This is a genomic window from Ruegeria sp. BI12, from assembly GCF_056537985.1.
The window spans coordinates 913,208-931,142 of sequence record NZ_JBQFSL010000001.1 but is presented as its reverse complement, the minus strand read 5'-3'; the positions used below and the strand labels follow the sequence as shown (position 1 = coordinate 931,142).

Genomic DNA, 17,935 nt, shown 5'->3' with positions numbered 1-17,935 from the left:
AATATGAAGCACACACCTTGGCTTGCCTTTTCCATCGACCGATCCGCGAAGACGCCTGTTTTTGAGCAGATCTGCGCGGCCATCCGAGCGCGTACCATTTCCGGAGATTTGGCCGAGGGAACAAAGCTGCCGCCAACACGCGTGTTTGCCACTGAACTTGGCGTTTCACGCTCGACCGTCGTGACCGCCTATGAACAGCTTGTGGCAGAAGGATATCTGAATAGTTTGCAAGGGTCTGGCTACACAGTCTGCGCCTTGGGCGAAGTTGAGTTGACGAAGCATGTTGCTCGAAAACAGCCCAAATCCGTCGAAGAACAGCTAAAAACTCCAATGCCTTTCGAAGCCAGTCACCCGGACATGCGGTTGTTCCCGCACCGGCAGTGGGCCAAGACGGTCGCCCGCGTGTGCCGAACAAACCCCGAGACCATGTTGTCTGGAAGCTCAGTCTTCGGAAACGGTGACCTGCGCGAAGCTATCGCGGAACATGTTTCTGAATGGCGTGGGATTGATGCCGCGGCGCACCACATCATAGTGACCGCAGGCTCAATTGATGCAATCGAGATCTGTTTGCGCAGTTTGGTCGGCAAAGGCGAGGCTGTCGGCCTAGAAAATCCCGGCTATTTGCCGGTGCGCCGTCTTGCCAACGCCCAAGGCCTTGGGACGACCTTCTTGGACGTGGACGAAAACGGTACCCGGTTACCTGACCGACACGCGACGCCAAAACTTGCTGTACTGACACCTTCGCATCAATACCCGCTTGGCGGCGCTATGTCGCCAAGTCGCCGGTTGGATTTCCTGGCATGGGCTGAAAGGAACGACGCTTGGATTATCGAAGACGACTACGACAGTGAATTCCGGTATGCTGGGCGGCCGATCCCTGCAATGGCCGGTTTTGACCAGCTGAACAGGGCAATTTATATCGGTAGCTTTTCGAAGATATTCTCTAATTCCCTGCGGTTAGGATATATCGTGGCCCCGGTTGCCCTGCTTGATCGATTCCGGACAACGTTGAACCGTTTCGGGTCAAAAGCGAGCTATATGCCGCAACAGGCACTGGCTGAGTTCATGAAGTCCGGAGAGTTTTACCGACACTTGCGCCGCATGCGCCGGATTTACGATGAACGACGGAAATTTCTTCTGGAGAAACTCAAACGAGACTTCATGGAATTTGGGCATTTCATTAACCACCATGCGGGTATGCAGATTGTGTTTCACCTAAACAGTGATTTCGAAGATACAAAGATCGCCGTGGCTGCATCGGAGATGGGCATTGCAGTACGGCCGCTTTCGCGGTTCTCAGTCGGGAATTCAGGTCGCAATGGCTTAATTTTGGGCTTTTGCGGGTGTTCCGAAGAAGAAATGGAGCCGGCTCTGATGAAGTTGAGAACCTGCTTCGTGAGGTGACTGGCGTATCCGCGACCGGGCATCGCTTTGGTTTTCAAGTCAATGGCTTCGACAAAGCCATCGTTTGTGCAATTCCATTCAGAAGCTTGTGCCTGCTCCGTTGGATTTCTCGCCGTATATGCAAGGGAACCCAGGCAATCCCAGGCATCACCACGAAACGCGGGCAGCGTATCTTCATTTCTAAAAGAGACTAGCTCATCGGCGACAGGCTCCACCGATGAGCAGCACAAAAAGAAAGGGCAGGTCTTTCGACCTGCCCAGCGCGATAGCACCGATTGGGAGGAGTGGGTGCGCCTCGCGGCGTTTGCTTACTTGGCAGCAGCAGCTTTCTTGGCAGCTGCAGTCACGTCGTTGGTGGCTTTTTTGACAGCCGCGGTTGCGTCTTCGGCTGCGTCTTTGCCAGCCGCCATCAGCAGCTCAACGGTTTCGGACTGAACTTTTTTCGCGATCTCAGCGAAGGCCGCCATGTTTTCAGCTGCAACTTCAGCCGATGCGCTGGCGAAGTCGGTTGCTGCCTTGGCGTAGTCAGCAGGCTCTGCCTTGGCTTTCGACATCTCGGTCAGCTTGGCCAGGGTGTCCTTGGTCCATTTGTTCGAGATCTCAGCCGACTTTTCAGCCGCTTCCAGTGCAACACCCGACAGCTTTTCGTTCAGCGTCGCGGTCGACTTGAAAGCACCTTCCAGAGCGGCGGTGTCAACAGGGAACGCGCCCATAACGTCTTTCAGGGTCGCGGTGAAATCTTGCGTCTTTGCCATTGTCTTAAATCCTTTTGCCGAACCGGGCCCACCCCGGCTTTCATCAGCTTGAGGACAATATGGTTGCCGCAGCGCAGCATTGCAAGAATTTTATTGCTGCACTGCAGAATAATTCTACGGGATGCATTGAAATCAAATACTTGCCTTGACCCGCACATAGGTCCCTGGCGCCGGGGCCAGGGCAGGATGGGCCGAATCGCCGGTCGCACGCGCGGGAATCTGTTTACCCGACCGCTTCTTCAACCAGGACGAGATGAGACTGACTGCGTGGATACCAACCTGTATACCCAGAAAGTTGTTTCTTACCCTGTGGAACGTCATTTGATCTGCATCTTCAGGGGTGTTGTTCTGCTCCCGGGTGCAGATCCCAACCGAGCGCAGCAGTTACTCCGTCCTGAAGGTCAGACTGTCGCCCGAAACAATCACCACCGCATTCTTGCCGATACCCTCGGCACGCAGCAGCGTGGTCAGGATGCGAACATCGCACAAGAGTATGCGCTTTGATTACCCGGGGATGTCAGCAGCGTAATTTCGGGTCTTCGACATTTTACCGATACCCGGATTAAAGGAATTGGTCGGATCGCAGCGCCTGTAATGTTCAGCCAGATCCGGCTTGGCCTTGTACAAATGTCCAACGTTATGCTCGGCTGGGTATTCTGCCCCGCGCTCATCCAGGATCTTGAGCATTGCAGCCTTGATCGCCTTAGGATCGCACCCCTTTTTGACAATGTAATCCTGATGCATCACGTGACACATCAAGTGGCCATAATAGACTTTGCCCACCAATTGATCGGCAATTTCAGGTGGCAGAGTTTCAAACCAATCTCGATCGTCGCGACGAAGCGCGATATCCAGCGCAAGTATTTCTTCGACTTCATCTGAATGGACGTGGCCGTATCGCACGGCAGCACCTGCAGCTGCAAAACGATGCAGCCCGGCGATCTTGGCGTCACGCGGTGTGCAGCTGGCGAATTCAGCACTGCGAGAGCCGAAGAATCCCGGAAGAAATGCAGCCGCCTCTTCGATACCACCGTCATGCATTTTCAGGATGAGATGGTGTTCGTACTTATCTCGATACTCATACAAAAACTTCGGCAGATGCTCAGGCCAGAGTTTTGAGGCAATCTGCATGAGCTTGTCGGTGAAACCGCGCGTCAGCGAAAACTTGTTCAGGCGCGAATCCACTGCGCCCTTCAAAGCAAAAAACATCGGCAGCCGGTCGGTCCCCAACTTGTCGATCATTACCAAGGTATCCTTGCCGTATTTCGCGGCGATGTCGAAGCATTCGCGATGCACATATTCAGCGGAAACAGGCAGGGTCTCAAAGCGCGTCAAGATATGGCGCCGCAAGTCGGTCAGGTCAGCAGGGTCGTTTGTACCGATGTAAAAGACCTGCTCACGTTCATAGATCGGGAATGTATCAAGCCGGACCGCAAAGACCGCTAGTTTACCCGCGCAACCTGACACTTCGTACAGTAGTCGGTCGTCGTTGTTGTACCGCGACGGCGTGTCCGCGTCGACATCCCGCAGGATCGTGGTGTAGTCCGGGTCAGAGGCATGACGGCCTTGCGGCGTCGGGGCATTCATCTCGAAATCGCCGGCTTCAACCCGGGTCAGAATTTCTTCGGGTGTGTCGCCCAGATCCAGACCCAAGTGATTGACCAGCTTCAACTCCCCGTCTGCTGTGATCTGAGCGAACAAGGCGAGCTCGGTATAACTGGGGCCACGCTCGCACAGCGAGCCGCCAGAGTTGTTGCAAACCCCACCCAGGATTGAGGCACCGATACTGGATGAGCCAATCACCGAATGAGGTATTCGCCCAAGCGGTCGCAGCCTCTTTTCCAGCTCAAACAGCGACGCGCCGGGCAGGCTGAGAACCTGCTGCCCGTCCTGCAACAGATGCAGACCTTTCATCCGACCAACGTTGATCAGAACTACATCGCGGTCGTACCCACCTTTTGGCGTGGATCCCTCGGTCAGGCCAGTATTTGATGCCTGCATGATGACGATCTTGTCCGCAGCGACGCAGGCCTGCAGGACTTTCCACTGCTCGAGCAGAGTGCCGGGCTGCACGACGCACAATGCCACGCCCTGCCCCGATCTGAACCCACGGCGGAACCGCTCGGTTGCGCGGTCGCTTGTCAACACGTGGCGCGAGCCGACGATGGCACGAAACTCGGAGACTAGGGCTTCGTTGTTCATGCTGCGCTCCGATGCGGGTCGCCCAGTCCTGTCGCTGTATCGCGAAAGCGCAGGTTGCTGCGCGACAGCTGATCAATTCGCGTAACGCCCATCAGCTTCATGTCGCGCTCGATCTCGGCGCGCATCAGCCCAAGCGCTCGTTCGACACCCGGCTGGCCGGCAGCCGCCAACGGGTACAGATAATGTCGCCCTACCCCAACTGCCTTGGCCCCCAACGACAGCGCTTTGAGCACGTGGGTCCCGCGCTGAATGCCGCTGTCCATCATCACATCCACGCGGTCGCCGACCGCGTCCACGATCTCGGCCAGTTGGTCGAACGGCGTGCGCGAGCCGTCCAACTGTCGACCGCCGTGGTTTGAAAGGATGATTCCAGTACACCCGATTTCAGCCGCGCGGCGGGCATCCTCGACCGTCATGATCCCCTTAAGGCAGAATTGGCCGTCCCATTCGCGTACCATGGCGGCCACATCCTCCCAATCCATGGAAGGGTCCAGCATGTCGGTGAAATAGCCGCCGATCGAGCTGGCACCGTCACCCATATCCACATGCTCATCCAGTTGCGGCAGGCGGAACTTTTCATGCGTGACATAATTGATGCCCCACATCGGTTTGATCGCGAATTGGATCATCCCACCCAGAGTCAGGCGGAACGGGATTGAGAAACCCGTTCGCAAGTCACGTTCACGATTGCCGCCGGTGATGCTGTCGACGGTCAGCATCATCACCTCGACGCCAGTCTCTTTGGCGCGTTGCATCATGGCAGAGTTCAGCCCGCGGTCCTTGTGAAAATAGAACTGATAGACTTGCGGGTTCTTGTGCTTTTGCCGCAGTTCTTCCATCGACACCGTGCCCAGAGACGACACACCGAACATGGTCCCGTATTTCTCGGCCGCAGCGGCCACGGCACGCTCCCCTTGATGGTGGAACAACCGTTGCAGTGCAGTGGGCGAGCAATAGATCGGCATGTCCAACTTTTGCCCCATGACGGTGACGGACATGTCCACGTCTTTCACCCCGCGCAGAACGGAGGGCAACAGATCACACCGCTCAAACGTCCGAGTGTTTTCGCGATACGTCACTTCGTCGTCCGCGCCGCCGTCGATGTAGTTAAAGATCGGCCCCGGCAGGCGGCGCTTGGCCAGCCTACGGAAGTCCCGGAAGTTATGGCAATCTTTCAGACGCATGTCTCTTCCTCCTTAATAGGCGACGGATGGCAGCCAGGTGGCAAGCGTGGGCCACAGGAAAACAAGCGCCAGCCCGGTCAATTGCAGTAAGACAAACGGAATAATGCCCTTGTAGATATGGGTCAGTTTTATCTCGGGCGGGCAGACGCCCTTGAGATAGAACAACGCGAAACCCACAGGCGGCGTCAGGAAGCTGGTCTGCAGCGTCACCGCCACCAGAATGACGAACCACACCAAGGCCGGTTCATCCAGAACACCGAAACCTGGGATGTCGATGCCCAGCCCATTTACGATGGGGCGCATCAGGGGCAGCACGATCAGCGTGATCTCGATCCAGTCCAGCACAAAGCCCAGCAGGAAGACAATGAACAGGATGAACAGGATCGTGCCATTGGCCCCAAACCCGGTGGACTGCACGACATGTTCAATCAACTCATCCCCACCGAGTTCCCGCAGGACATAAGAGAATACCGTCGCTCCCAGGAAGATCGCAAAGATGTAGGCGGTGGTGTTGAAAGTCGATACCAATACGTTCCAAAGCTTGGCGAACGTCAATTTGCGATACCCCAGCGCCAACAGCGTCGCGCCCAGCGCACCGATCCCCGAGGCTTCGGTTGGTGTGGTCAGGCCGGCAAAGATTGAACCCAGAACCGCAAGGATCAGCAATAGCGTCGGTATGACTGCGATCAGAACGTCCTTCACGGCGGCCCAGTCTGGGGCCCTTGCGCCCTCGGGCACAGGAGCCGCATCGCGTTGAACCAATGCCAGAATGAAGATGTAAGTCAGGTAAAGGCCACCGATGATGACCCCCGGGAAGACCGCGGCCATGAACAGATCGCCCACAGACAAAGCCATCTGGTCTGCCATGATCACCAGCATGATTGACGGCGGGATCAGGATGCCCAGCGTGCCAGAGGCTGAAACCACCCCGGCGGCCAAGGTGGGCTGATACTTCTGCTGCATCATTGACGGGAGCGACAGGACGCCCAGCAGCACAACGGATGCACCGATGATGCCCGTAGAGGCTGCCAGAATGATCCCGATCAGCGTGACCGTGATCGCCAGACCGCCACGCACGGTGCCAAACAGGCGCTGCATCGAAGACATCAGACGTTCGGCGACCCCGCTTTCGTCCAGCATCAGCCCCATAAAGATGAACATCGGCAACGCCACCAGAACCGCGTTGGACATGGTCGCATAGACCCGGTTCACCACTGCGCCCAACGTCAGATAGTCGAGCCCGGTAAGGGTGCTCTCAAGCCCTGTCCACAGCATCAGGTCGTTGTCAAAAAGATAGGCCAGCCCGCAATAGGCGACGCCGACCCCGGCCAACACCCATGCCACAGGATATCCTGTAAAAAGCAGCGCAATGAATGTCAGGAACATTGCGATGACCAGCTTTTCCTCGGTCGTTTCGACCAAAAATGTCAGGCCAACGCAGACAGCTGCGAATACAGCAAGGACCAACAGAATGCGACGCAGCGATGCGCCTTCGCGCTCCGATGCCGGTCCGTACATCAACGCGTGCCCATCATGGATCAGCCGCGCCAATGCGGCCAAGCCCAGCAGAACGAAACTGATCGGAATGACCGCCTTGAAAGCCCAGCGCGCAGGCAGACCAGTGGGGCTGTCCGAGCGTTCGCTTACGCGGAAGCTTTCGTAGAAGTAATCATACCCTTGGTCGACCATCAGATAGATGAACGGTGTCAGCAGAGTCAGGATGCCGATCACTTCGATCACACGCTGCGCCCGGCGAGAAAGCTGCATGTGCAGGACATCGACGCGAACATGGCTGTCCGTGATCAAGGCATAGGAAATGCCGATCATCGTGACGATGCCGTAAAAGTGCCACTGGATCTCGTCCAGTTTGGGATAGTTTTGGCTGAACAAATAGCGCAGCGAGACCTGACTGAAGATCGCGGCCATCAAAAGGACATTGGCCCACATCACCACGTGCCCGACGGTTTTTACACCAGTATCAATAGCAACGGCGATTTTTTGGCGGTCAGTTTCGGGGTGCTCTAGGATGCCTTCATAGGCTTCGACCGGATCATTGAGGTTCTTTTGCGTGGCCATGGGTAATCCTCGCTCAGTTGACCGGCGCGGGCGCGGTCAAGGGAATGCAGGTTCAAAATCCTGATAATGTCCGAGGCAGAGTTGCCCCTGCCCCGGACGCGTCAGCAAATCAGGTCACTGACGGGGGAGGAACGCGTTGGTTTTCCACAGGGCGTAGCCGTCGCGGAACTCATTCATGTCGGACAGAACCTTAGCAAAGAAAGCATCGTTGGCGGCCTCTTCGGCGGCAACCTCATCCCAGGTGGCGCGGAAGGTATCCAGCATCTCGGGCGACCATTGTTTGATAATGACACCGTTGTTTTCGACGTTGTCGATCAGGGCTGCGTGCTGAATGGCCTCACCTTCGGCAAAGCTGTCAGCCATCGATGCCTTACAGGCGTTTTCGATGATCGCCTTGTGCTGCTCGCTGGTTTCGTTCCAGACATCCTTGTTGATCATCAACTCGAACACGGTCGCCTGCTGGTGCCAGCCGGGGAAATAGTTGAACTTGACCAGTTTGTGGAAACCCAGACGCGCGTCAATGGCAGGCATCGAGAACTCGGTCGCGTCGATAGCACCCTTTTCCAGCGCAGGGAAAATCTCACCACCGGGCAGCAGCGAGGTTGCGACGCCCAGTTTCTGCATAACCTTACCGCCCAAACCAAAGAAGCGCATTTTCAGGCCGTTCAGATCGTCGGGAGAATTGATCTCGGTCGCGAACCAGCCGGACGTCTCCGGGGCGATGACAGCGCAGGGGATGACGTGGACGTTATAGCCCGCCTGATCGTACATCTCCTGATACAGCGACATGCCGTTGCCGTAATAAAGCCACGCCATGTATTCGCCCGCCTCGGGTCCGAATGGAACGGCCGAGAACAGAGGTGCCGCGGGGATCTTGCCCGCCCAGTAACCTGCGGTGGTATAGCCTGAATTGATTTTTCCGGTAGACACTGCATCGAGAATTTCAAAAGGCGGGACCAGCTTACCCGGCTCATACACCTTCATCTTCAGCGTTCCGCCGGACATCAGGTCAAGCTGTTCGGCAACACGTGGGATTGGTGAGCCAAGGCCCGGCAGTTCAGTCGAGAACGCGATCGGGGTTTTTAGCAGCAGCTTATCGGCGGCAACTGCAGGCGCTGCCATCAGGCTGGCCGCCACAGCAAGGCTCGTCAGGGTCTTTTTCATGAAATCTCCTCCAGGGTCGGTCGGACGTGCTGTCCGATAAATGTGTGGCGCCAGACGTTCAGCGCCCACATTGGTAAATAAAGTTTACCAGATGTATCAGTCAACAACTTTGTTTACCAATGGATCGCACAATTTAAGCCTTGAATGGGAAAGTGACGTGTTTGCTTGAGAACAACGCAGCGAAGCGTTCTGGGTGAAGGAACACTTCTTTATTGTTTGTTGGTAGCCAGTTGCGCTTATAAAACTCGTGGATCTGGTCTAGAAAGTCAGCTGTTGAAAAATATACAGTCAAAGGTTACTTTTATTTACCAAATAGGTTCTGAAATCTTCTTCAGAGAGGCAAAACCACGATGAACACGACTGCGATTTTTGAACCAATCGGACACGAATCACTCTCGGATGCGGTGGTGGCTCAGATTGAAGATCTGATTGCCTCAGGGATCCTCAAACAGGGCCGAAAGCTGCCATCGGAACGCGATCTAGCGGAAACCCTGCGCGTCTCCCGCCCCAAACTACGTGAGGCGCTAGCGGTTCTCGAAGAGCGCGGTCTGGTGACAACACAGCATGGTGAAGGCACCTTTGTTGCAGCATTGACTGGCAGTGCCATGCTCCCTGCCCTTTTGGCGCTGTACGAACGACATGAGCCTGCGTTTTTCGACTATCTCGAATATCGACGCGAGCAAGAGGGGTTTGCCGCCAAACTTGCCGCGCGGCGGGCGACCAAAGCGGATATAGAACGGATTACCGAAATCCTGGCCGAGGATGAGCGTGCCTGGAGCGAAAAGGACGCATTGGCCTCACGAGAGGCTGACTTTGCCCTGCACGCCGCAATTGTAGACGCCAGTCAGAACGCGACCCTTATTCACATGATGGCTTCGATCTACGAACTCACACGCCAAGGCGTGTTCTACAACCGTGATTTCCTGAAAACCATCGACGGCACAGGCAAGCTTTTGATGGAGCAACATCGCGATCTTGGTATGGCGGTCATAGAAGGTGACGAAACCCGCGCGGTAAAGGCCGCCCATGACCACATCGACTTTGTTGAGGAGTCATTCAAGCTGGGTATGGAAAGACGCCGTCGCGAAGCGATGGCTGAAAAGCGTCGCATTCTATCTGATCCAAAAGCCTGATCCCGAAGAGGCACAGTCGCTCAAGCCGTGCCTATTTTCCGACGATCTCAATCATGTAGTCGCGACGGGCTGCGGCCGGAGGCGGCTGAAAAGGCGCTGCCGCGCGCACCTGAGCAAGCGCCACCTGATCCAGACGTTTCGATCCCGAACTGCGTTTGACTGTGACACTGGCCAGCGCACCATTGTCGCCGATCCGAAAGCTCACCAGCACCGCGCCGCGAATATTGACATTCTTGCGCCGGGCGCGAGTGATCTTGCGCATCACGTGCCCTCTGTAATTGCTGACTTCGGCATTACCCTGCCCGGCCGCCGTGGACGTTGGATTTTTGACCGTCGCAGCGCCTTCGCTGTTTTTTCCCGACGCATTACCTTTCTTCGCGCTTTTTTCAGAGTTCCCCGCCTGCGAAGCGACCTGATCGACCTTTTGTTTCGTCGGCTCTGCCGGTTTTTGGTCTGGGGTCTGTGCGACCGCCTCAGGCTTTGGCGGAACCTTCGCGGGTTCTGCTTTTTGCGCGTAGACAGGTTTTTGCACACGGGTCACCGGAACGGCCGCCGTTCTGTTTGTGACGGTATGGTCGATTTCTGTAGAAATTGTCGCCTGGGCCCGAGATGTCGGACTAACTGCGGCGTGTTGCTGTGTCGGTGTCACTGCTGGTTGATGCGCAGTTGCGGGTGCCGAAGCGGTCGCCCCGGTCACATAGTCCTTGAAGGCATCCCCCAACGCAGCAACCTCGCCCGAACCGCCGCCTTCGACAAGCACCGTTTCACGAGCAGAAAAGTCGTTCAGGGCAAGAACATGGGTTGCTGCAGCCAATGCCAGGGCGGCAACTGCAACGGCACGGGATCTGGGTATCATTGCAAGCCTCTTTCGGTGACCACATAGACCCGTTTGGCGCCCAGAGCTCGCAAGGCATCACTGACCTCTTTCAGCCGAACAGCAGGCAAAGCCCGATCCGGCACAACGCGAACGTCATCCAGCGGCAGATTGATCGATGCGCGTTCAACATACGCCTCAACACCGGTCAACTCGGCACCCCGGTATTCCAACGTACCGTCGCTCCGGATGACCAAAGCGTCGGGTGGTTCACGACCTTCCAGGTCACTGGTTTGCACCAGCTTCACCGATTGGCTCAGCGGCGGCGCAAGGGTGCCGGCAATCATGAAGAAAATAAGCATCAAAAAGACGACATTGATCAGTGCGATTGTCGGCTCTCGGCCCTGTTTTTCCTTGGGCTTCAGCTGATTCATCCGATCACCTGTGCGCGCAACTGCTTTACACCGCTCAGAACTGAAAGCAGGTCGATCAATTGTTGCGAAGTTGCGTTCTGCCCAAGACTGATCAGCGCGATCTGAGGCTTTCCAGCCGCCATGACCGCGGCCACATCTTCGAACGCGGCAGAAGAGCCATCAACCAGAATGCGGTTGGCTTCGAGTTTGACAAAACGGATTGCCCGATCTGTTTCTGTGCCTCCGGCGGCAGCGGTGGCGAATTCGATTTCGCCATACTTTGAAAACGTTGACGTAAGCATGAAGAACAACAGCAGCAGGAAAATGACGTCGATCAGGGACGTCATCGACAGGCGTCTGCGCCGTTTTCTGCGAACGTTAAGTGCCATGAACGAACGTCGGCTGTGGCGATTTCTCGTTTTCGGGCCCATCCTCGGCATACCCCGGTGCAAACACCGTTCTCAATGCACGGTTGGCAAAACTACGCTCTCGGTTCATGCGCGCCTCGAACCACGTCAGAACCATCGAAGTCGGCATCGCAACTGCAAGGCCGGCAGCGGTTGTCAACAAGGCTACCCAAATGCCACCGGCAAGCAGCGATGGATCAACGGAATTGCCCGCACTCTGCAGGGTTTGGAACGCTTCGATCATACCCAGAACGGTCCCGAACAAGCCAAGAAGCGGCGCAAGTTGGGCCACCATATCCAATACGTTGAACCCTTGCTCAAGTTGAGCGAACCGCGCTTCGGCTTCAGCGTCGGTACGCTCGGACAGGGTGCGATCCTCACCTGATAAGGCCATGGCAATCACCGGAGCCAGGTAGCTGCGGCTTTTACCCAGATGCGCTCTGGTTTCAGCAAGGTCTAGACGATCCCAGGCCTGAATGGCGCGCGAAAGCTCAATATGACGACCGACCCCTGCGGCGCGGAACTGCCACAGTTTGTACAAAACCAATGAGAGCGTTGCGATTGAAGCCACGATCAGCATGGCGACAACCGGCCCCCCTAAATCAAAAATTTCCGATATTTTTCTTATAACTGCGTCCATAAATTCACCCAATCACTTCGGTTTCAAGACGGCTTTTGAGCGTCAACCCGGACATGCAGGCATCTGCCAGATCGGATTGGGTCTCGCATTCCTGCACACCATTGATCAGAATTCGGCTGATCTGATCACACGCCATGTCGTTGAACTGAAACTGCCTTACGCGAGGTTTGCCCGAAGGTAGTTCCGCAAAGTCCAGCAATGTCAGAAGGGTCACCTGACCTTCAGCGCCAAAAATAACGGTCTCATAGACAGCGCCGTCGATATCGATTTCATAAGCGTTTTCAGCAACAAAGCTCAGCAGGCAACTTTCGCCCTTTGCCTCAGCGTTGCTGAGCTCGATCGTCACGCCGCCGGGCTTTTGCGTTTCGTCTGCGCTGACATACCCTGCCCCCAAAAATGGGAGCAGGGTCAGCAGGACCACCCGAGCATTTCTTTTTATGGATGTTTGCATGACTGGTCCTTTCGCCTGGATCAGAAGGTTTTAGCCAGAGTCAGCTTGAAGTTCCGGCCTGGTGAGTTGCGGGTCGAAAGGTTCGGCAGATAGTTCTTGTCGAAGATGTTTTCGATACCTGCGCGGACCTCGAAGCCCTGGAATGCACCCTCTTGCGGCAGATAGGTCGCCCGCAGGGTATTCACGCCGTAGCCAGCAACAGGATCGCCGCTGGAATCGGTGCCGGATTTGGCTCCGAAAAGCTCCCAGCTAACGTCCAGTGTTTCACCAAAGCGTTTGCCAACGGTCACGCGAGCAGAGTCTGTCGGCTCATTCCGCCAAGGCGAATCCACGCCAAGCGAGCTGGTCTCGGTTCCTTTGACGATGTTTGCATTGAAGTCGACATAGTAACCAGCCGCACTGGCATAGGACGCTTCGATTTCCACGCCTTTGGTTTCAACTTCCTGCAAGGGCCGCGAAGGGCTACCAGACACGTAAGACGTGATGTCCCACAGGTCGGTTTTGTAAAAGTTGACCTTGGCCCGGACCACGTCGCCTGCGGCAAAAACATCGCCTCGGTTATACGAGAACCCTGCTTCCCATGTGCGCGATTTTTCGGGCTGGGTCATGTACGCGGGTGTGCCCAGATCGTCGATAATCGGCAGGCTTTCCGTGTATGCACCGCCGCCGAACACAGCGAAACCACTGGCAAATTCGTATCGCGCAGACAAACCGCCCATCAGGGCGTCGTTGTCATAGCTTTCGTTGCGCGGCGCAGGCGCATCGCCGTCGCCTTTGATATCCTGCGTCTCGTACCGAATGGCCGGTGTAATGGTCAGCTGGTCGCCAATCTGGATGTCGTCAACAGCAAACAAGGCGACCCTGCGGTCGGTGCCACCGGGGGCCGACGGCGCGTCCAGACGCTCACGATTGATGAACTCGATCCCGGCGCGCAGATCGTGCGAGGCGACTCCGGTCTGGAAGTAGGACGTATTTTTGATCGTCAGCTTCGTTGTTTCATAATTGTGGGTTGCATCGGCCAGCCCGCGAATGCTTGGGAAGAATGGCGTTCCTTCGAGGCTGGAAGACCCGGGAACATAAGAACTGTCGATCTTCTGTTCCGAGTAGCTGAAGTTCACATCCAGATCGATCAGGTCGTTGCCAGCCGGGCGGTACTGATATCGCAGAATGCCGATTTTCGTCTCGATATCGCGGTCTACGTTACCAAATGAATCCGATGTAGTGCCGAACGAGTCATACGGCACATCCCGCTCTTCCGAGGTCGACTGGTTATATGACGCGGTGATCGAGTGTTCCAGGTCATCACCAAAGCTGTATTTACCCTTTGCCAGAAGCGACGGCAGCGTGAAGGCACTGTTGCCGATCGTGTCGCCATTGCCGTCCTTCTGATCGTCCTGGTCACGATAGGTGTAGTTGAACAGGAATTCGGTCTGACGGTTGGGTTGCCAGGCCAGGATCGACGAGGAAGCAAAGCCGTTACCATTGGAATAGCCCTCCAGCGTTTGGCGGAACCGGAAGCCCGGTTCACCACCGGTAAAATCTGACGCGTCTTTGGTTTCCAACTGAACCACGCCGCCAACGACACCCGAACCGTATTCAAACGATCCCACGGTGCCGCGGATTACTGAAACGCTCTTGTATAGCTGCGGGTCGGTGAACAACTGGTTGCCGATCCGATACAGCTCTTCTGCTCCGGTTGTCGCCCCATCGACAAGGATCAGCACTTTTTGGTCTGTCCCGAAGGTGCTGTTTGCACCAAAGCCCCGAATGTTGATCCCCGAACCCTGCGGTGTTGAACCGTTGACCAGCGTCACACCGGGCACCGTGTCGATCAGTTCTGCTACGGTGTTGGCCTGACGATCATTGATCTCTTCCTGATCAATATTGGTAATCGGCACTGCTGTATCCGTCTGGATTTCCCGCTTACTTTCACCCAGCTCAAGCGTACCAAGGAAGCCGTCATCCTGCTCCTGCGCCGAAGCGCTTGCTGCGATCATGCTGAGGCACGACACCGTACCCAGCAACCCCATCTTTTGAATCCGCGAACGCATTTCTGTCCCTTCGAAACTTTTAAGAGGACCGGAAATGCTTGCTCCGTGCTGGCTTGGTCAGTCTTTTTGATTTTTGGAATCGCCATTGATTGGCGACTTGTGCTCGTTAATAAAGCTGACTAAAACAGTCAACATAAATTCTCGACCGTTTAAACGGCATCCGCCAGCGGGCCTCTGACTGAGTCAAAGGCAAAGCCAGCTTCCCAATCATGACACTCGAAGATGGAAAAAACCATGACGGAACAGGTGGTTCTGCCCCCCGAGCAAATACGTGCAGCTTATGCTGATAATACTGGAAAACGTGACCGCGACCTTGCGGAATCGCTGGGGATTACCGAAGCGGTCCTGGTCGCTGCTTTTACCGGCATAGATGTGACGCGGTTAACGTCAAACCTAGATGACATCTTCCCAAAGCTTCACGGGCTGGGTGAAGTCATGGCGCTGACGCGCAACCCTTCTTGCGTCATTGAGAAGGTCGGGCAGTACGACAACTACCATTCCGGTGCACATGCTTCGATGGTGTTGACCGAAGATATCGACTTGCGCATGTTCCCCAGCCATTGGGTCCATGCCTTCGCGGTTGAGCGTGCAACAGCAAGTGGGACTAAGCGGTCCATTCAGGTTTTCGATGCGGCCGGGGATGCGGTACACAAAATCTTTCTGCGCCAGGGTTCTGACTTGAACCACTGGAAAGACCTTGTCGGCGAGTTGAAAGCAGATGACCAATCGCAATCGCTAGAGGTTGAGGCGCGCAAGGCGACCGAGGTCGCCAAAGAAAACCTGGACAAAGTCGAACTATTGCGAAGCGAATGGGCCAAGATGACCGACACCCATCAGTTCATGCGGCTGACCTCAAAGCTTAAAATGAACCGCTTGGGAGCTTACCGCATCGCTGGCGAACCACTTGTTCGGGAACTGCGAACGGAAACCGTTTCCCAGTTGTTCGAACAGGTCCGGGACCAAGGTCTTGAAGTTATGGTGTTCGTCGGCAATCGCGGATGTATTGAAATTCACGGCGGACCGGTTGAGACGCTCAAGCAGATGGGACCGTGGTTCAACGTGCTTGATCCGCGTTTCAACCTTCACCTGCGTTCCGACCATATTGCCGAGGTATGGGCGGTCTCCAAGCCCACCCAACGAGGCCCCGCTGTTTCGGTTGAGGCATTCGATGCCGAGGGTGGCCTTATTCTGCAAGTCTTTGGCCGCCGTTCAGGCGAAAAGGATCATCGCCCGGCCTGGGATCAGCTTGTGGCAGGCCTTCAATCCAAAATTGAAGCCGAGGTAGCGTGATGAATTCCTTTCACAAGTTCTCATCTGTCATCGCGCTGGTCGGTGTGACGTTCGGAACCTCAGCCATCGCAGCAGATGACGCCGAACCAAACCGCATCATCGCCATTGGCAGTTCCGTGACCGAGATCGTGTATGCCTTGGGTCAGCAGGATCGTCTTGTTGGTCGGGACCGGACATCGACCTATCCGACTGATGTGCTTGATCTGCCAGATGTCGGCTACATACGCGCGCTGTCTCCCGAAGGGGTCTTGTCGGTGAAACCCGATCTGATCGTGGCGCTGGAAGGATCCGGTCCGCCCGAAGCGGTAGAGGTTCTGAAAGAGGCTGGCGTGCCGTTCGTTTCGATCAGCGAAGATTATTCTCGCGACGGGGTCGTTGAGAAAATCCGGGCTGTCGGGGCCGCACTGGGTGTCGAAGAGGCCGCTGAAGAGCTTGCCGTTCAAACCGGCGCCAAGATTGACGGGGCCCATTCAAGCGCAATCGACGCTTCTGTCGATGGCTCGTCCCGGGTCCTGTTTGTGCTATCGGCACAGGATAATCGCATCATGGTTGGCGGCGCAGATACACAGGCAGACAGTATCATCCGCTTGGCTGGCGGCGTGAACGCAGCTGGCAACGTATCGGGTTTCAAACCCATGACACCCGAGGCGATTGCCACAACCGCGCCAGACGTGATCCTGATGATGGATCGGCAAGGCAACCACATCACCGCCAATGAAGAACTGTTCGCCATGCCCGCCGTCAAACTGACGCCCGCAGGTCAAAACAAGCGGCTGATCCGCATGCCGGGGGCGTATTTGTTGGGCTTTGGTCCTCGTACTGCTGATGCGATTGCCGATCTGTCGGCAGAGTTGCAGAAAATGAGTGATTCATGACACTTGCAATGGACCACGAAGGGCTGAACGTGGCGGCGCACGACCGACGGATAGTGGCGCGCCGGGTCACCTTGGCCCTCATGGGGCTGTTGGTCATCACCAGTTTTTTTAGCATCTCGGTTGGCGCGTCAGACGCTTCAGTCCGCGCCGCATTTTCCGATCTGATCGCCGGGCGCGAAATGTCGGACCTTGACCGGATCGTCTTGTGGGACATCCGACTGCCCCGGTTGGCGTTGGGGATTATGGTTGGGGCCGCGCTGGCGGTTTCCGGCGTGGTGATGCAGGGTTTGTTCCGCAACCCCCTGGCCGACCCGGGAATTGTGGGCGTCAGTGCAGGTGCTGGTCTGGGAGCAATTTCCGCAATCATTCTGGGTGGCTACCTGCCCGTCTCTATTCTGGCTTGGGTCGGCAACAGCCTGGTCGCTGTTGCGGCATTTCTGGGCGGGTGGACATCCGTCTTGCTGCTCTATCGCGTTTCAACGCGCGGCGGGCAGACGTCAGTTGCAACCATGCTGTTGGCCGGCATCGCGTTGGGAGCATTGTCAGGCGCTGTGTCCGGGGTTCTGGTCTATATGGCCGATGATCAACAGCTGCGCGATCTGACGTTCTGGGGCATGGGCTCGCTGGCTGGCGCGACGTGGACCAAGGCGGCAACGGCTGCTCCGATCATCTTGATTTCGGTATTTGTGGCGCAGTTCCTTGCTCGTGCGCTAAACGGCATGGCGATGGGCGAAGCCGTTGCGCACCACATGGGAATCCCGGTTCAGCGCAGCAAGAACATCGCCATTCTGGCGGTGGCAGGCGCAACCGGCGCTGCAGTCGCGGTGTCCGGAGGCATTGGTTTCATCGGCATCGTCGTTCCGCATCTGCTGCGATTGGCGACCGGACCAGACCATCATCGCCTGCTGATTAACTCGGCCCTGTTGGGGGCCAGTCTGTTGCTGTGTGCCGATATGATCAGCCGCCTGATCGTTGCGCCGGCTGAGCTGCCGATTGGTATCGTAACCGCAATCTTAGGCGCTCCGGTATTCCTGTGGATCCTGCTGCGGCGCCACGGAACTATGGGAATGTAAGTG

At 56.3% G+C, this 17,935-nt stretch carries 17 protein-coding genes; 6 read left to right on the top strand and 11 right to left on the bottom strand.

Going from position 1 to position 17,935, the window contains the following annotated elements; all coding sequences use genetic code 11:
• The first annotated feature begins 3 nt into the window (after positions 1 to 3).
• Entirely contained in the window at positions 4 to 1,404 is a 1,401-nt protein-coding gene (gene pdxR, locus ACR0AK_RS04840; RefSeq protein ID WP_480792556.1) for a MocR-like pyridoxine biosynthesis transcription factor PdxR, read from the top strand.
• A gap of 308 nt (positions 1,405 to 1,712) precedes the next feature.
• Here pdxR and ACR0AK_RS04835 read toward each other — a convergent pair whose 3' ends face one another.
• The gene (locus tag ACR0AK_RS04835; RefSeq protein WP_170560792.1) at positions 1,713 to 2,159 is read right to left on the bottom strand and encodes a phasin family protein; all 447 of its coding nucleotides are present in this window, start codon (positions 2,157 to 2,159) and stop codon (positions 1,713 to 1,715) included.
• 267 nt (positions 2,160 to 2,426) lie between these two features.
• On the opposite strand from ACR0AK_RS04835, the gene ACR0AK_RS04830 reads away from it, so the two are divergent.
• Positions 2,427 to 2,663 carry a hypothetical protein gene (locus ACR0AK_RS04830; protein ID WP_480793670.1) on the top strand — a complete coding sequence of 79 codons (237 nt, stop codon included), beginning with the start codon at positions 2,427 to 2,429 and terminating at the stop codon, positions 2,661 to 2,663.
• Here the strand turns inward: ACR0AK_RS04830 and dld are convergent, their stop codons facing one another.
• The 4 genes from dld to ACR0AK_RS04810 form a co-directional block, all read right to left on the bottom strand.
• Positions 2,664 to 4,361 (bottom strand): D-lactate dehydrogenase, encoded by a 1,698-nt coding sequence (gene dld / locus ACR0AK_RS04825; protein ID WP_480792555.1) that lies wholly within the window; start codon positions 4,359 to 4,361, stop codon positions 2,664 to 2,666.
• Positions 4,358 to 5,545, bottom strand: coding sequence for an alpha-hydroxy acid oxidase (locus ACR0AK_RS04820; RefSeq protein WP_480792554.1), 1,188 nt, complete (start codon positions 5,543 to 5,545; stop codon positions 4,358 to 4,360). Before ACR0AK_RS04820 ends, dld begins: the two co-directional genes overlap by 4 nt.
• 12 nt (positions 5,546 to 5,557) lie before the next feature.
• Positions 5,558 to 7,621: a TRAP transporter large permease subunit gene (locus ACR0AK_RS04815; RefSeq protein ID WP_480792553.1), complete on the bottom strand. Its 2,064-nt coding sequence runs from the start codon at positions 7,619 to 7,621 to the stop codon at positions 5,558 to 5,560.
• A 114-nt stretch (positions 7,622 to 7,735) separates the two neighbouring features.
• On the bottom strand, positions 7,736 to 8,785 hold the full coding sequence (locus tag ACR0AK_RS04810; protein ID WP_480792552.1) for a TRAP transporter substrate-binding protein: 1,050 nt from the start codon (positions 8,783 to 8,785) through the stop codon (positions 7,736 to 7,738).
• 407 nt (positions 8,786 to 9,192) lie between these two features.
• On the opposite strand from ACR0AK_RS04810, the gene ACR0AK_RS04805 reads away from it, so the two are divergent.
• Positions 9,193 to 9,918 carry a FadR/GntR family transcriptional regulator gene (locus ACR0AK_RS04805; RefSeq protein WP_480792551.1) on the top strand — a complete coding sequence of 242 codons (726 nt, stop codon included), beginning with the start codon at positions 9,193 to 9,195 and terminating at the stop codon, positions 9,916 to 9,918.
• Between the two features lie 31 nt (positions 9,919 to 9,949).
• On the opposite strand, the gene ACR0AK_RS04800 is transcribed toward ACR0AK_RS04805, so the two are convergent.
• The 6 genes from ACR0AK_RS04800 to ACR0AK_RS04775 all read right to left on the bottom strand — a co-directional run bounded on the left by ACR0AK_RS04800 (position 9,950) and on the right by ACR0AK_RS04775 (position 14,694).
• On the bottom strand, positions 9,950 to 10,774 hold the full coding sequence (locus ACR0AK_RS04800) for an energy transducer TonB (RefSeq protein WP_480792550.1): 825 nt from the start codon (positions 10,772 to 10,774) through the stop codon (positions 9,950 to 9,952).
• Positions 10,771 to 11,166, bottom strand: coding sequence for an ExbD/TolR family protein (locus ACR0AK_RS04795; RefSeq protein WP_480792549.1), 396 nt, complete (start codon positions 11,164 to 11,166; stop codon positions 10,771 to 10,773). Before ACR0AK_RS04795 ends, ACR0AK_RS04800 begins: the two co-directional genes overlap by 4 nt.
• Positions 11,163 to 11,534 carry a biopolymer transporter ExbD gene (locus ACR0AK_RS04790; protein ID WP_480792548.1) on the bottom strand — a complete coding sequence of 124 codons (372 nt, stop codon included), beginning with the start codon at positions 11,532 to 11,534 and terminating at the stop codon, positions 11,163 to 11,165. Before ACR0AK_RS04790 ends, ACR0AK_RS04795 begins: the two co-directional genes overlap by 4 nt.
• A complete protein-coding gene (locus ACR0AK_RS04785; protein WP_480792547.1) occupies positions 11,524 to 12,132 on the bottom strand; it encodes a MotA/TolQ/ExbB proton channel family protein in 609 nt (202 codons plus the stop codon). The genes ACR0AK_RS04790 and ACR0AK_RS04785 overlap by 11 nt, the downstream gene beginning before the upstream one ends.
• Before the next feature lie 64 nt (positions 12,133 to 12,196).
• On the bottom strand, positions 12,197 to 12,643 hold the full coding sequence (locus ACR0AK_RS04780; protein ID WP_480792546.1) for a hypothetical protein: 447 nt from the start codon (positions 12,641 to 12,643) through the stop codon (positions 12,197 to 12,199).
• A 20-nt stretch (positions 12,644 to 12,663) separates the two neighbouring features.
• Positions 12,664 to 14,694, bottom strand: coding sequence for a TonB-dependent receptor domain-containing protein (locus ACR0AK_RS04775; protein WP_480792545.1), 2,031 nt, complete (start codon positions 14,692 to 14,694; stop codon positions 12,664 to 12,666).
• Between the two features lie 234 nt (positions 14,695 to 14,928).
• Here ACR0AK_RS04775 and ACR0AK_RS04770 point away from each other — a divergent pair, with 234 nt between their 5' ends.
• From ACR0AK_RS04770 to ACR0AK_RS04760, 3 genes are read left to right on the top strand one after another with little or no spacing between them, the layout of a single operon-like run.
• Positions 14,929 to 15,984, top strand: a complete 1,056-nt coding sequence (locus ACR0AK_RS04770) for a hemin-degrading factor (RefSeq protein WP_480792544.1) — start codon at positions 14,929 to 14,931, stop codon at positions 15,982 to 15,984.
• A complete protein-coding gene (locus ACR0AK_RS04765; RefSeq protein ID WP_480792543.1) occupies positions 15,984 to 16,859 on the top strand; it encodes a heme/hemin ABC transporter substrate-binding protein in 876 nt (291 codons plus the stop codon). The genes ACR0AK_RS04770 and ACR0AK_RS04765 overlap by 1 nt, the downstream gene beginning before the upstream one ends.
• Entirely contained in the window at positions 16,856 to 17,932 is a 1,077-nt protein-coding gene (locus ACR0AK_RS04760) for a FecCD family ABC transporter permease (RefSeq protein WP_480792542.1), read from the top strand. The genes ACR0AK_RS04765 and ACR0AK_RS04760 overlap by 4 nt, the downstream gene beginning before the upstream one ends.
• Positions 17,933 to 17,935 lie beyond the last annotated feature (3 nt).

What these genes read in the sequence shown, in the direction of transcription:
- pdxR (WP_480792556.1), top strand. Translation starts at nt 4, where the DNA reads ATGAAGCACACACCTTGGCTTGCCTTTTCCATCGACCGATCCGCGAAG.
- ACR0AK_RS04835 (WP_170560792.1), bottom strand. Translation starts at nt 2,159, where the DNA reads ATGGCAAAGACGCAAGATTTCACCGCGACCCTGAAAGACGTTATGGGC.
- dld (WP_480792555.1), bottom strand. Translation starts at nt 4,361, where the DNA reads ATGAACAACGAAGCCCTAGTCTCCGAGTTTCGTGCCATCGTCGGCTCG.
- ACR0AK_RS04820 (WP_480792554.1), bottom strand. Translation starts at nt 5,545, where the DNA reads ATGCGTCTGAAAGATTGCCATAACTTCCGGGACTTCCGTAGGCTGGCC.
- ACR0AK_RS04815 (WP_480792553.1), bottom strand. Translation starts at nt 7,621, where the DNA reads ATGGCCACGCAAAAGAACCTCAATGATCCGGTCGAAGCCTATGAAGGC.
- ACR0AK_RS04810 (WP_480792552.1), bottom strand. Translation starts at nt 8,785, where the DNA reads ATGAAAAAGACCCTGACGAGCCTTGCTGTGGCGGCCAGCCTGATGGCA.
- ACR0AK_RS04800 (WP_480792550.1), bottom strand. Translation starts at nt 10,774, where the DNA reads ATGATACCCAGATCCCGTGCCGTTGCAGTTGCCGCCCTGGCATTGGCT.
- ACR0AK_RS04795 (WP_480792549.1), bottom strand. Translation starts at nt 11,166, where the DNA reads ATGAATCAGCTGAAGCCCAAGGAAAAACAGGGCCGAGAGCCGACAATC.
- ACR0AK_RS04790 (WP_480792548.1), bottom strand. Translation starts at nt 11,534, where the DNA reads ATGGCACTTAACGTTCGCAGAAAACGGCGCAGACGCCTGTCGATGACG.
- ACR0AK_RS04785 (WP_480792547.1), bottom strand. Translation starts at nt 12,132, where the DNA reads ATGCTGATCGTGGCTTCAATCGCAACGCTCTCATTGGTTTTGTACAAA.
- ACR0AK_RS04780 (WP_480792546.1), bottom strand. Translation starts at nt 12,643, where the DNA reads ATGCAAACATCCATAAAAAGAAATGCTCGGGTGGTCCTGCTGACCCTG.
- ACR0AK_RS04775 (WP_480792545.1), bottom strand. Translation starts at nt 14,694, where the DNA reads ATGCGTTCGCGGATTCAAAAGATGGGGTTGCTGGGTACGGTGTCGTGC.
- ACR0AK_RS04770 (WP_480792544.1), top strand. Translation starts at nt 14,929, where the DNA reads ATGACGGAACAGGTGGTTCTGCCCCCCGAGCAAATACGTGCAGCTTAT.
- ACR0AK_RS04765 (WP_480792543.1), top strand. Translation starts at nt 15,984, where the DNA reads ATGAATTCCTTTCACAAGTTCTCATCTGTCATCGCGCTGGTCGGTGTG.
- ACR0AK_RS04760 (WP_480792542.1), top strand. Translation starts at nt 16,856, where the DNA reads ATGACACTTGCAATGGACCACGAAGGGCTGAACGTGGCGGCGCACGAC.